This is a genomic window from Streptomyces kanamyceticus (genome assembly GCF_008704495.1).
GTDB classification, from domain to species: Bacteria; Actinomycetota; Actinomycetes; order Streptomycetales; family Streptomycetaceae; genus Streptomyces; species Streptomyces kanamyceticus.
On the sequence record NZ_CP023699.1, the window covers coordinates 485,866 to 499,718 of the forward strand.

Here is a 13,853-nt window from a genome sequence, read left to right on the forward strand (position 1 = left end):
TTTACGTCCTGCGGTCAGGACTTTACGCCCTGAGGCGCAGCAAGCTGAAGCCATGACGAGTACAGCCCTCCGCAGCAGGGCGTGGAAACTGCTGGAGATGGTCACGACGCCGCTGCTGCCGTCGGACTACCTCGACCTGGTCAGCCCGCTGCGCGCGGGCGCCGACCTGCGGGGGCGCATCGAGGCCGTGCGCCCCGAGACGGGTGACGCCGCGACCATCGTGATCAGGCCGGGGCAGGGCTGGCGCGGCCACACGGCCGGTCAGTACGTGCGGATCGGGGTCGACGTCGACGGGGTGCGCCTGTGGCGTGCCTACTCCATCACCTCGCCGACACACCGCCAGGACGGCCGCGTCACGATCACCGTGAAGGCGATCCCGGACGGCAAGGTCAGCAACCACCTGGTCCGCAGGGCCAAACCGGGCACGCTGATCCAGCTCGACCAGCCGACCGGTGACTTCGTGCTGCCCCAGGCCAAGCCCGCCAAGGTGCTCTACCTGACGGCAGGCAGCGGCATCACGCCCGTGATGGGCATGCTGCGCGACACCGAGTTCGACGACGTCGTCATGGTCCACTGCGCGCCACAGCCGCAAGACGTGATCTTCCGCAACGAACTGCACGAACTGGTCGCGGACAAGAAGCTGCGGCTCACCGAGGTGCACACCGACACGGACGGCATGCTCGACATCGCCCGTCTCGACGAACTCGTGCCCGACTGGGCGGAGCGCGAGACCTGGGCCTGCGGGCCCTCGGGCCTGCTCGACGCCGCCGAAGAGCACTGGACCGAGCGCGGCGTCCAAGAGCGCCTGCACACCGAACGCTTCCGCCCCAGCATCGTCGTCGCCGGTGACGGCGGCGGCGAGGTCACGTTCAGCTCCACCGGCAAGACCGTCGACGCGGACGGCGCCACGCCATTGCTGGACATCGGCGAGGAGGCCGGTGTGCTCATGCCCTCCGGGTGCCGCATGGGCATCTGCTTCGGCTGCGTCACGCCGCTCAAGGCGGGCGCCGTCCGCGACCTGCGCACCGGCGAGATCACCGAGGCCGAGCCGGGCGTCCTCATCCAGACCTGCGTGTCCGCTGCGGCGGGCCCCTGCGACATCGAACGCTAGGAGCACCTTGACCGCCATCGACCCCACCGTCCACCTGACCGCGGAGCAGGTCGAGGAGCTCGGCCGCGAGCTGGACGCGATCCGCGACGAGGTGATCGCCGACCGCGGCGAGAAAGACGCCGACTACATCCGCAAGGTCATCTCGGCGCAGCGCAAGCTCGAACTGGTCAGCAGGGGCGTCCTGCTGTTCTCGATCTTCCCGCCCGCGTGGCTGATCGGCACCGCCGGTCTGTCCGTGGCGAAGATCATGGACAACATGGAGATCGGCCACAACATCCTGCACGGCCAGTGGGACTGGATGCGAGACCCTAAGATCCACTCCACCACCTGGGAGTGGGATCACGTCTCGCCGTCCGAGCAGTGGAAGCACTCGCACAACGAGCTGCACCACACGTACACCAACGTGATCGGCAAGGACAACGACCTCGGCTACGGCATCATGCGCGTCGACGAGGACCAGAAGTGGCACCCCTTCCACCTCGGCCAGCCCCTGTGGAACTTCCTCAACGCCTGCTTCTTCGAGTACGGCATCGCGGCGTACGACCTGGAGCTCGGCAAGAACCTGCACAAGCGCCGCCGCAAGAACCCGGAGTTCCGCGCGCGGGCCAAGGCCGTGGGCCGCAAGATCCGCAAGCAGGTGCTCAAGGACTACGTGATCCACCCACTCCTTTCGGGCCCGTCGTTCCTCCCCACGCTCGGCGCCACGTTCACCGCGAACCTGGTCCGCAACATCTGGACCCACTCGGTGATCATGTGCGGGCACTTCCCCGAGGGTGTGCAGGTCTTCGAACGCCGGTCGATCAAGGGCGAGACGCGCGGCCAGTGGTACCTGCGCCAGATGATGGGCTCGGCGAACATCAGCGGCAGCAAGGCCATGCACTTCATGACCGGCAACCTGTCGCACCAGATCGAGCACCACCTGTTCCCGGACCTGCCGAGCAACCGGTACGCCGAGGTCGCGGTGAAGGTGCGCGCGCTGTTCGAAAAGTACGAGCTGGAGTACGTCACCGGGCCGCTGCCCAAGCAGGTGTTCTCCGCGTGGCACAAGGTCTTCCGGCTCTCGCTGCCGAACAAGAAGCCCACGGTCAAGACGCCGAACCGCGAGAAGGAGCTCGTCGCGGCCTGATTCCCGGTATTGATTCAGCCGCTGCGGTTCGCACCTGAGGCTCCTGTCGTCTTGAGTGGAAGGCAGGGGGTACACGCGATGAGCGACGGCCGCGTCCTCCGGATCTTGCCTCTGCCCATCTCCGCCGACCATCGCGGCCACCTGATGGGGTCCGCCAGGCTTCGTCACCGCTACCACCGCCCCGGGCCGGGCCCGGCCGTTGATCGTGCAGCGCCGAATGAACATCGGCGGGTTCTCTAAAACTGACGATCACTGTCGAGGCCGAGCTGCGCCGCAGGGCGACATGGATCTCGTACGCGGCGACGATGCCCCGCAGCAGGTCGGCGCCGGAGCGGCCGGTGTGCTGGGCGACGGCGAGCAACGGCGGGATGTTGTCGCCGGGGTGGGAGTAGTCGGCCGCCAAGTAGGTGTCGTGGAAGTCCAGTTCGCGCACGGCGGTGCCGTTGGCCCAGGCCGCCCACTCGGGCGACACCCGTAGCCCGTGCTCCGCTCCGAAGACCGACGCCCCGGGGAGCGTCGTATGGCCGACGGCCTGGGCGCGGGCCACGGCGACCGGACGTCGACGCAGGGAGGCCATCGCGACCGATGCGTTGTCGATGACCCGGTTGACGGCCATGGCGGCGGCTGCCGGATCCAGATCGCCTACCTCCTGGGTGCCGGTGGCCACGGAGGCCAGTTTCCAGGCGAGCTGATCCTCTCGGGGCAGCTGATCGGCGCTGGGGTGGACACGTATCTGGTGGTCGATCACGGGACTCCTTCGCGATGTACGGCCCAACGACGACCACCGGGATGCGGGGGTCTCGCACCTTCCGCACCGATCATTCCCATGTTCGACAGCGGGAGCCACGGCTCCAACATGCGAAATGCGTACCGCCGAAGGACGCGAAACTGCGAATCTTGCAAAATCTGCGAATGTTAAATTCGCATCTGCGGGACCGGTCGGGCCCCGTGGAAGGAGCGCATCACGCATGGCACGGCCTCCCGCACGAAAGATCTACGCGCATGCCAAGCTCCGCCGACTGCGCACCGAGCGCGGCATGAACCAGGTCGAACTGGCCCGCTCGCTCGGCATCTCGACGAGCTATCTGAACCAGATCGAGCACAGCCAGCGGCCCCTCACCGCACCCGTACTGCTGCGCATCGCCGAAGTCCTGGGCGTCGAACCCGAGTTCTTCTCCGAAGCGTCGGAAGAACGCCTCGCGACGGATCTGCGTGCCGCCCTCGGCGACGAGGCGACCGGGGTGTCGGCATCGGCCGAGGAAGCCATCGAGGTGGCCCGCGACCACCCTGAGGTGGCCCGAGCCCTGGTGGCCCTGCACCACCGCTACCGGGATGCCTCCGAACAGGTCGCCGCGCTGGCTTCGGCCTCCGCCGACGCCCCGGTGACCACCCTGCCCCCGGCGGAGCCGCACGACGAGGTGCGCGACTTCTTCTACGCCCATCACAATCACTTCGAGCCACTCGACACCGAGGCAGAGCGCATGGCGCGGCGATGGGGGTTCGACTCGGCCCGGTCGACGGCGAACATTCTGGAACAGCACCTCGCCGAACGGCATCGCGTCACCGTGGTGAAGGCGGCGCCGGAGCACTCCGCGGACTCCCGGCGCTACGATCCGACGAGCCGTCTGCTGTTCCTCTCACCGTGGCTGACGGAAGGCCAGTTGCCCTTCCAACTCGCCACCCAGATTGCACTCTTGGAGCACGCGTCGCTGCTCGATCAGCTGGTCGGCGAGGCCGGACTGTCCTCCACGCAAGCTGCCGCACTGGCCCGCATCGGGCTCGCCAGCTACTTCGCCGGTGCCCTGCTCATGCCGTACTCGGCGTTCCGGTCCGCCGCCGAAGAACTGCGCTACGACATCGAGTTGCTCCAGGCCCGCTTCGGTGTCGGTTTCGAGAGCGTCTGCCACCGCCTCAGCACCCTCCAGCGGTCCGGGCGACGAGGGGTGCCCTTCTCGTTCCTGCGAGTGGACCGCGCCGGCAACGTGTCCAAGCGGCAGTCAGCCACGGCCTTCCACTTCTCCAGGCTCGGCGGCACGTGCCCGCTGTGGACGGTGTACACCGCATTCTCCTCACCCGGTCGCATTCTCACCCAGGTTGCGGAGATGCCTGACGGGAAGCGCTACTTCTGGGTGGCGCGCACGGTCACCAGGGGCGGAGCAGGACATCGCGCACCACGCGCCGAGTTCGCGGTGGCGCTGGGGTGCGAACTGCGGCACGCGCACCGCCTGGTCTATGCGGAAGGCGTGGCCCTGGACGATCCGAGGGCAGCGACGCCCATCGGGCTTGGCTGCCGCATCTGCGAGCGCCGCGACTGCGCCCAGCGAGCCCGGCCACCGGCCGGTGGAACGCTGGCCGTCGATCCCGACCGGCGTACGTACGTGCCCTACCCCGTGGAGACCTCGGGCTCGTCCTGATCCGCGCACCGGAGCATTGGCAGAGTTGGCAGAGTTGGCAAAACGAGAAAAAAGATCCGCACAAATTAGCAACTTCTCCTACTTGATGGCACCGAGTGCCAGTGCCAAAGTCGAACCACGGCCCACCGAGAACCACCGGACGGTAGGGGGATCGGGGCACGATTCGCTGCCCTGACGTCGGATACATCAGCCCTGCCATCCGACTCGACTTCCCCCTGACAGAACCCCCTGCGGAATCGGTGAGCCGCACCTATGCGCCAATTCGGCACTCAGTGCCAGGCACTCGCGTAGTTCACGACTCTTCGGGAGAAGACCATGGAGCAGACAGGGATGACGACGGAGACGGCCGACGTGCTGGCTCGGCGGTGGGCGACGGACCCCCGCTGGCAGGGCATCGAGCGCACCTACACCGCCGAGGACGTGGTCCGCCTCTCCGGCAGCGTCCGCGAGGAGGCCACCCTCGCCCGGCGGGGTGCCGAGCGGCTGTGGCGGCAGCTGCACGAACTCGACTACATCCACGCGCTCGGCGCGCTGACCGGCGGGCAGGCCGTGCAGCAGGTGAAGGCCGGGCTCCAGGCGATCTACCTGTCCGGCTGGCAGGTGGCCGCCGATGCCAACCAGGCCGGGCACACCTATCCCGACCAGTCGCTGTACCCCGCCAACTCCGTTCCGCAGGTGGTGCGTCGGATCAACAACGCGCTGCTGCGCGCCGACCAGATCGCCACCAGCGAGGGCGACACGTCGACGGACTGGCTCGCCCCGATCGTCGCCGACGCGGAGGCCGGGTTCGGCGGCCCGCTCAACGCCTTCGAGCTGACCAAGGCGATGATCACGGCGGGCGCCGCGGGCATCCACTACGAGGACCAGCTCGCCTCGGAGAAGAAGTGCGGTCACCTCGGCGGCAAGGTCCTCGTGCCCACCGCCCAGCACATCCGCACCCTCAACGCGGCGCGTCTCGCGGCGGACATCGCCGACGTGCCCACCCTGATCGTGGCGCGTACCGACGCGCTCGCCGCGAACCTGCTGACCAGCGACGTCGACGAGCGCGACGCGCGGTTCGTCACGGGCGAGCGCACCGCGGAGGGCTTCTACCGGGTCGAGAACGGCATGGCCCCCGTCATCGCGCGCGGCCTCGCGTACGCCCCGTACGCCGATCTGATCTGGGTGGAGACCAGCACCCCCGACCTCGCCCAGGCACGCGAGTTCGCCGAAGCGGTCCACGCCGAGCACCCGGACCAGCTGCTCGCCTACAACTGCTCGCCGTCCTTCAACTGGAAGGCGGCCCTCGACGACGACCAGATCGCCAAGTTCCAGCGCGAGCTGGCGGCGATGGGCTACCGCTTCCAGTTCATCACCCTGGCCGGTTTCCACTCCCTCAACCACGGCATGTTCGACCTGGCGCGCGGTTACGCCGAGTACGGCATGACGGCCTATGTCGACCTCCAGGAGCGGGAGTTCGCCGCCCAGGAGCACGGGTTCACTGCCGTGCGGCATCAGAGGGAAGTCGGCACCGGGTACTTCGACCTCGTGTCGACCGCGGTCAATCCGGCGTCGTCCACGACCGCGCTCGCGGGGTCCACAGAGGCGGAGCAGTTCCACTAGGCGCTCCGCTGGGGGACGGGATTCGTCCGCGGGCCGGCGGGGGCTGGGCGCGCAGTTCCCCGCGCCCCTTCCAGGGGCCCGCCCCCACTTACGTTCCCGCTCGGCACCTCTCAACCGAGGAGATTCCATGACCACCATGGCCCCGACCCGCACCGTCCGGGTCATCGGCGAAGCGGGCGACCGCCACGACGAGATCCTCACCCCAGAAGCCCTCGACTTCATCGGGCGGCTCGACGCCGCCTTTGAAGAGCGCCGCATCGACCTCCTCAGGGAGCGGGTGCGAGTGACGGCCAGGCTCGCCTCGGGCTCCCCGCTCGACTTCTCCATCGTCACCGCCTCGATTCGCGCGGACGACTCATGGCGCGTCGCGCCCGCGGCCCCTGGCCTGACCGACCGCAGGGTGGAGATCACCGGGCCCCCGGACCGCGCGATGGCGATCAACGCGCTCAACTCCGGAGCGCAGGTGTGGATGGCGGACTTCGAGGACGCCACCGCCCCCACCTGGGACAACATCATCGGCGGACAGCTGAATCTCCTCGACGCCATCGAGCGCCGCATCGACTTCACCACGGCCGAGGGCAAGCAGTACCGGCTCGGCGCGCAGCTCGCGACGATCGTCGTCCGCCCGCGCGGCTGGCACCTGACCGAGGAGCATCTGGAGATCGACGGCCGCCCTGTGGCCGCCTCTCTCGTCGACTTCGGGCTCTACTTCTTCCACTGCGCGCAGCGCCAGATCGACGCCGGTTACGGCCCGTACTTCTATCTGCCCAAACTGGAGGGGCGCAGCGAAGCACGCCTGTGGAACGACGTCTTCGTCCTCGCCCAGGACCTGCTCGGCATCCCGCGTGGCACGGTCCGCGCCACCGTCCTCATCGAGACGATCACGGCCGCCGTGCAGATGGAGGAGATCCTCTACGAGCTCCGTGAGCACAGTGCCGGACTCAACGCGGGGCGCTGGGACTACCTGTTCAGCCTGATCAAAACCTTCGGGCACCGCACGGACTTCCTGCTGCCCGATCGGGCCAATGTCACGATGACGGCCCCCTTCATGCGCGCCTACACCGAACTCCTCGTGCACACCTGCCACAAGCGGGGCGCACACGTCATCGGCGGCATGGCGGCGCAGGTGCCGAGCAAGGACCCGGCCGCCAACGAAGTGGCACTCGGCAAGGTACGACTCGACAAGGAACGCGAGGCCGAGGACGGCTTCGACGGCTCCTGGGTCGCCCACCCCGCGCTCGTTCCTGTCTGCCGCGAGGTCTTCGACGGGGTGCTCGAGTCCCGCCCGCATCAGATCGAACGCACACGCGGTGAAGGCGAGGTGACGGCTCATCAGCTCCTGTCCGTGCGCCGTATCAGCGCACCGCCCACCGCGCATGGGCTACGCACCAACATCGCGGTCGCCGTGCGCTACTTCGCCGCTTGGCTGCGCGGACAGGGCGCTGTTGCCCTCGACGGGCTCATGGAAGACGCCGCCACAGCCGAGATCGCCCGGGTGCAGATCTGGCAGTGGCTGCGCCACCAGGCCATCGGCCGGGACAAGGTCCTGGAAGTGCTGGACGACGAACTCGGCTCCCTCGGCGCCGAATACCCCTGGGCCGCCGTCGACGAGGTGCGAGCGCTCTTCGAGCGAACCGCTCTCTCCAGGGAACTGCCCGCCTTCTTCACGACGGATGCGTACGCCCGCCACCTCGTGCGCCACCCGAAGAGTGCTCGGCTGTAAGCACGGGCGCGGGTTCCCCACATACGACCAGGGCTGAGGGGCCCGGGTCCGCCGCTGGGCTGAGGGGCCTGCGGCTGTTACGAGAGGGGCGCGGAACAGACTGGTGATCTGTTCCGCGCCCTCCGCTTCGCTTGCTGGGCGAGGATCCGCACGTCGGCAGGTTAGCTGCCGTATCGAAGCGCGATCGTGTCACCGGCCCTGACCACAGTGCTGCGGCTCGCCGTGACGACCGTCGCGCCGTCGAAGCTCGACTTCCAGGTCGAACCACCGCTGTTCGGCCTGCTGTTCACTGACGTGATGGTGCCGCCTCCACTGCCGGGCACCACCTCTGTCACGCAGCCAGCAGGAGCTGCCGAGGTCTTCGCCGCGTCAAGTACCGCGCCCAGCGTGGTGGTTGTCGCGGTGGGGGTGAAGGTGACGGAGCAGACCTTGAGCGTGGTGCCGTCGTCGACGGTCAGGGCGAGGCTGGTCCGGGTGCCGGGAGTGAAGTCGGTCGTGGCCGCCCAGCGCGAGGCGCCCGAGGTGGTGGGGGCAGGGGGCGCGGTCGCGAAGCCCCCGCCCACGACCGCGCGCAGGCCGTCGATGGAGGCGTACGCGGACGGCGTGGTGTCGGTGGGCAGGTACTTGAAGCCGCCGCCGGGCTTGAACTGCTGGGCGATCAGGAAGTCCACTGGAGTCTTGCCCGCGCGGGTGAGGAAGTCGCCGGTCTGGGGGTTGATGCCGCAGGCGTTCAGGCCGGAGACCGCCCAGCCGTTGGAGTCCGTGTTGGCGCCGAACATCGCGTCGAACGCACCGGAGTTGTTGATCAGTTTCGACTTGAGGAAGCTCTTCGCCTTGGTGACGGCCGGGTCTGTCGCCGGTACTCCGGAAACGCACAGCGAGGCCATCGCGGCGCCGGTCATGTCGATGTCACCGGGCGCGGCGAGCGCGTCGGGGTCGCCCTCTGCCTTGCTGAAGTTCCAGCCGCCGTCGTTGTGCTGGTTGGCGCGGACGGTGGCGACGGACCGGTCGAGCAGGGCCTGCGGCACACGCGGGGTCCCGGTCTGCGCCTTTGCGCCCGCGAGCGAGAGCAGCGCGAAGACGGTGCCGTTGAAGTTGTCGGGTGAACCCCAGTAGCCGGGCGCGGAGTTCTGCCAGTGCGCGTAGGTGTCGGCGATCAGATTGCGGCTCGCTGACACACGTGCCGGGTCGATTCCGGCCGAGTACGCGTTGATGATGCCGCGTTCGTAGTCCGTGACGACGGGAGAGGTACCGGGCCATCCCGGGGCGGCCAGGTGGTTGCGGTACACGGTGCGGGCGTTCTTCGCGGTGTCGCCGCCCGGTGTGACGTCGACGGCCGCCGTCCCGGCGGTGGCGAGCGCGGAGAAGGCCCACTCGTTGGACAGGCCCGTACCCGCGTAGGAGCCGTCGGGGCCTTGCAGGGATCTGAGGTAGGCCACGCCGTTCGTCTTGGAGGTGGCTATCTGGGCGGGCGAGGCCGTCGCGGCGGCCGGCGAGGCCGTGAGGGCGAGCGCGGTGAGCGCGGCGGGTACGGCCAGCGAGATGCGGCGAGCGGCGACGTGGGCGGAGGTCATGGCGGGGTACTCCCGGGAAGAGGGGGTGCCGGCCGCACGTCCCCCTCCCACTGAGCCCGCGTCCGCAGTACGCGCAGGGGCTCCGGTCGGGCGAGATGTGGCCGTCACCCGAGCGCGAGGTGTGACGTCCTTGATTGCAGGGCCGGTCGGGCATTCGGGCTCGCCCCGGCCCCCCGGCCGGGTCACACCGCTGCGCGTCAGCTCTGGATTCCCACCAGATTCCCCCGCTCGGCAGCACGGGACGTTACTCGAACCTCACAGGTCCCGCACACCCTTGCCACTTCATCCGTCACTGTGCTCTAATTCGCCCGAATCTGAACTCAGTTACCAGGGGAAGCCGGTCGAACTCCGGCGCTGACCCGCAACCGTAGGTTCGCCGAGCACCTCACACGCTCGGCGGGCGAGCCGGATTACCTGGCCTGGGGAACAACGAATGACGCCGTCGCGGACTACGGCGTGGTACGGACGATTCCTCGCCGTGACTTCTCGACGAGGACTCCTCGGCCCAGCGCCGACCTATCACGTGAAGGACCGCCACGGACGAAGCCCAGGGGGGCAGTGGTGGGGCACGGAGACGGAAGAACGGGTCGGGGCATACGCGCGAGATGGGTCTCGCTGCTGTGCGCGGCCGCCGTGGCGGTGGGCGGCGGAGGGCTGCTGATCGGCAACGCCGTTCCCGCGGCCGCCGATCCGCTCGGGAACTGCACGCCGACCAAGGGCGCGGTCGTCGCCGTGGACTTCGGCGACTGGGGAGGCGGCGTCGTCCGGGGCTGCGACGCGAGCCCGACCACCGGCTACGACCTGCTGCACGAGGCCGGTTTCAGTACGGCGGGGACCGAGCACGACGGCCCCGCCTTCATCTGCCGCCTCGGCCACCGCGACTTCAACTCCGGTACGCGGTACCCGACACCGGACAAGGAGCAGTGCAAGCTCACCCCGCCCGCCTCCGCCTACTGGTCGTACTGGATCGCTCCGCGCGGCCAGGACTACTGGACGTACAGCCCGCTCGGCGCCATGAGCCAGAAGCCGAAGAACGGCTCGGTGGAGGCGTGGGTGTTCGGCGCGACCGACCCGGACGGCACCAGCGGCGGGCCGTCGTTCACACCCGCCCAGGTCAGGGCTGGCGGCCAGACCGACCCCGGTGACAACCCGCCCGACGTCGAGCCCGGCGAGGTGGACCTCAAGGTTGCCGATGCCTGGCTCCGGAGCAGGCTCACCGACGGCGACCACATCCGTGACGAGGGCGCCGAAAGCGCCAATCTGTACCAGACGGCGCACACCGCGCTCGCCCTCGTCGCCTCCGGCGGCAGGAGCACCACGCTCACCCGGGTCACGTCCTATCTCGCCGCGCGCACCGCGGAGTTCGCCTACCCGCAGGGCACGGGCAAGGACCCGAACCCGGCGGGCGCGGCCCTGCTCGCGCTCCTCGCCGAGAGCACCGGGGGCGACCCGCACTCCTTCGGCGGCCACAACCTGACGGGCGACCTCGGCAGGAGCGTGTGCACCGACGGCGGAACGGACACCTGCATCGCCAAGGGAGACTTCCCCGACGTGGGCGACGTGGAGACCCAGGCCCTCGCCGTGCTCGCTTTGCACCGCGCGGGCCGCAAGGTGCCCGCCGAAGCGGTCGCCCGGGTCGCCGCCCACCAGTGCAAGGACGGCGGCTTCAGCCCCACGCTGCTGCGTGACGGCCAGAGCTGCAACTACAGCGACCCCGCCACCACTCCGTACGCGGTCATCGCCCTGCAACAGGCGGGCGGGCACTCCGCGGTCGTGGCGAAGGCACGCAAGAGCCTGCGCGATGCCCAGCTGCCCACCGGCGCCTTCGCCGCGTATCCGGGAGTGCCCACCGGCGACGTCAACGCCACCGCCAGGTCGGCGCAGGCCCTGCGCCTGCTCGGCGACACGGTGCGGGCGGACGCCGCGGTCTCGTGGCTGTCCCGGCAGCAGACGAAGAGCGGGGGCTTCGGCTCCGACGAAGGCGCGAGCGACCCGGAGCTCTATCCGACCTGGGGTGCCGCACTCGCCGGGGCCCGCACGGATCTGGCCGCGCTCACCGCGAAGCGGCCGGACCCGCCGCAGCCGCCGACCACCGATCCGACCGACCCCACCGATCCGAAGGACCCGACGGATCCGAAGGACCCGGGTGATCCCAGCGGCCCGAATCCGCCCTGGGCCCCGGGCGAAGGACCCGACCTGAAGAAGGGCACCGCCTACCTCACCGCGGCGACCCGCCTCAAGCAGGGCCACTACTACGAGAACGTCGCCGGGACCGGCTTCGCCGACTACGGCCTGACCATCGACGGCGGGTACGCCCTGGCGGCCACCGGCCATGACAACAACGCGCTGCGCGGCATCGTCGACTTCCTGGACGGCAAGGGCAAGGACGGCGCGACTCCGGGCCGCACCGTCAACGACTGGACGGGGGTGGGAACTTCGCACGCCGCGGGCGGTTCGTTGGGCAAGGTGGCGGTACTGGCCCAGGCCGTCGGCCGGGACCCGCGTGATTTCGCGGGCCAGGACCTCATCGCGGCGCTCGACAAGTCCGTCTGCGCGAAGCCCAGTCGGGCACCGGACCGCAGCTGCCCCGCCAAGGGCGCCTACACGTACGCCCCTTCGGTGTTCTCGCAGTCCCTCGGTGTCATCGCCCAGCTGCGGGCCGGGGAGAAGACGTCGGCAGCAGCCCCGATCGCCTACCTGCGGAGCCTGCAGCACTCCTCCGGCGCCTGGCCCAGCCTCATTCCCTCAAGCGGTGACTCCGAGGTCGACTCGACCGCGATGGCCGCCATGGCCCTGGACCTGGTGAAGGACACCGAATCCGACAAGGCGGTCGACAAGGCCATCGCCTGGATCGCGGCCAAGCAGCTTCCGGACGGCGGCTTCCCCGGCGCATCGGGCAACTCCGTCAACTCGGCGGCCCTCGCGGTGCAGGGTCTTTCTCTGAACGCGGCGAAGTACGGCGACGAGATCAAGAAGGCCCGCAAGTTCCTCGCCGGGCAGCAGAACAGGGACGGCGGTCTCAACGTCGCGGCGGGCGGTCAGCGCGGCTCCGACGTGCGGGCGTCCACGCAGGGGCTCGGCGGGGCGGTCGGCACGTCGTTCGGCACGCTCGTCAGGGACCTGGACGGGACGACGCCGCAGCCGCCCGCCGATCCGTCCGATGGCGGCCCCTCAGGCAACTCCACACCGGACATCGTCACCCCTGGTGAGGACGCCGCCGGAGGACCGTCGGCCGACGGCTCGCTCGCGTCAACCGGCCTGCAGCTGACCGGACTTGCCATCGCGGCGGCCGCGCTGTGCTTCGCAGGGTGGCGCACGGTCGTCATCGCCCGCCGCCGCGCCGCCACAGGGGGCCACCAGTGATCACCCGGACTCTGCGTACGTTCGCGAGCGCGGTCGGCGCCCTGACTCTGACCGTGGCGGCCCTGACCGCCACGGCCGCTCCCGCCACCGCCGCGCCCCGGCCCATGGGCCAGTGCACCACCCGATCGGGAGCCGTGCTCGCGGTCGACTTCAGCGACTGGGGCGGACCCATCCTCCGCTCCTGCGGCACCACGCCGACCACCGGCTACGAGCTGCTCAACCAAGGCGGCTGGCGCACCACGGGCACCGGCCACGACGGCCCGGCGTTCATCTGCCGGATCGGCTACAGCGGCTACAAGGGCGGCAAACAGTTCCCCACAGCCTCCCAGGACGACTGCGTCCTCACACCGCCCGCCTCCGCCTACTGGTCGTACTGGCACGCCGATCCCGGCGAGAACACCTGGGAGTACAGCCAGCTCGGCGCCATGCTCTACAAGCCCAAGCCGGGCAGCGTCGACCTCTGGATCTTCGGCGGCACGAACATCGAGGGCACCAAGGGCCGCCCGACCGTCACCCCTGACCAACTGCGCGCCCGCAACGCCCGCCCCACCGGCGGCGGCAATCCCCGTACTCCGTACGAGAAGCAGACCTCCAGGCCGCTGCCGCCGAACGTCGACACCGGCCCCGCTCCGGAGCGACCCGTCAACGAGAAGGCCGCCCCGCCTGCCCCGAAACGCAGCGAGTCCACGAAGAAGCCGTCCGCTTCCCCCTCACCGCCGCATTCCCCCTCCGCGTCCCCGTCGCCGTCGCCGAGTACGGAAGCGGGCGGGGCCAAGGCTGGAGCAAAGCCGTCCTCCAAGGTCATCGACGCTGCCCCGGCAGCCGATGCGGCGCACGACACGGGCTCGTACGCACCGGCCGCCGTCACCGGCGCGCTGGTCCTGCTCATCGGGGGCGCCGCCGTGTACACGGCCCGGCGCCGCCGACGCGTGGAGTAGTC

8 protein-coding genes, 1 pseudogene and 1 riboswitch are annotated in these 13,853 nt (G+C 69.7%); of the genes and pseudogenes, 7 read left to right on the forward strand and 2 right to left on the reverse strand.

From position 1 onward, the window contains the following. The first annotated feature begins 52 nt into the window (after nt 1-52). Together CP970_RS01965 and CP970_RS01970 are read left to right on the forward strand one after the other, a co-directional pair. Nucleotides 53-1,111 (forward strand): ferredoxin reductase, encoded by a 1,059-nt coding sequence (locus tag CP970_RS01965; RefSeq protein WP_055552545.1) that lies wholly within the window; start codon nt 53-55, stop codon nt 1,109-1,111. Nucleotides 1,112-1,118: 7 nt separating this feature from the next. Continuing rightward, the gene (locus CP970_RS01970; RefSeq protein WP_055552543.1) at nt 1,119-2,237 is read left to right on the forward strand and encodes a fatty acid desaturase family protein; all 1,119 of its coding nucleotides are present in this window, start codon (nt 1,119-1,121) and stop codon (nt 2,235-2,237) included. Between the two features lie 274 nt (nt 2,238-2,511). Here the strand turns inward: CP970_RS01970 and CP970_RS01975 are convergent. After that, nucleotides 2,512-2,985 (reverse strand): annotated as a pseudogene (locus tag CP970_RS01975) (MmgE/PrpD family protein); the annotation flags it as partial. Nucleotides 2,986-3,205: 220 nt separating this feature from the next. Here CP970_RS01975 and CP970_RS01980 point away from each other — a divergent pair. The 3 genes from CP970_RS01980 to aceB all read left to right on the forward strand — a co-directional run bounded on the left by CP970_RS01980 (nt 3,206) and on the right by aceB (nt 7,976). Beyond that, nucleotides 3,206-4,651, forward strand: coding sequence for a short-chain fatty acyl-CoA regulator family protein (locus CP970_RS01980; protein WP_055552541.1), 1,446 nt, complete (start codon nt 3,206-3,208; stop codon nt 4,649-4,651). 315 nt (nt 4,652-4,966) lie between these two features. Continuing rightward, nucleotides 4,967-6,253 (forward strand): isocitrate lyase, encoded by a 1,287-nt coding sequence (aceA, locus tag CP970_RS01985; protein ID WP_224058162.1) that lies wholly within the window; start codon nt 4,967-4,969, stop codon nt 6,251-6,253. 127 nt (nt 6,254-6,380) lie between these two features. Continuing rightward, entirely contained in the window at nt 6,381-7,976 is a 1,596-nt protein-coding gene (gene aceB, locus CP970_RS01990; protein ID WP_055552537.1) for a malate synthase A, read from the forward strand. Between the two features lie 161 nt (nt 7,977-8,137). Here the strand turns inward: aceB and CP970_RS01995 are convergent, their stop codons facing one another. Beyond that, a complete protein-coding gene (locus CP970_RS01995; RefSeq protein WP_055552535.1) occupies nt 8,138-9,550 on the reverse strand; it encodes a prenyltransferase/squalene oxidase repeat-containing protein in 1,413 nt (470 codons plus the stop codon). A 148-nt stretch (nt 9,551-9,698) separates the two neighbouring features. Beyond that, nucleotides 9,699-9,775, reverse strand: a riboswitch (cobalamin riboswitch). 336 nt (nt 9,776-10,111) lie between these two features. Here CP970_RS01995 and CP970_RS02000 point away from each other — a divergent pair. After that, on the forward strand, nt 10,112-12,913 hold the full coding sequence (locus tag CP970_RS02000; protein WP_079043821.1) for a prenyltransferase/squalene oxidase repeat-containing protein: 2,802 nt from the start codon (nt 10,112-10,114) through the stop codon (nt 12,911-12,913). Beyond that, complete coding sequence (locus CP970_RS02005) at nt 12,910-13,851, forward strand: hypothetical protein (RefSeq protein ID WP_191094862.1); 942 nt, start codon at nt 12,910-12,912, stop codon at nt 13,849-13,851. Before CP970_RS02000 ends, CP970_RS02005 begins: the two co-directional genes overlap by 4 nt. Nucleotides 13,852-13,853: the final 2 nt, after the last annotated feature.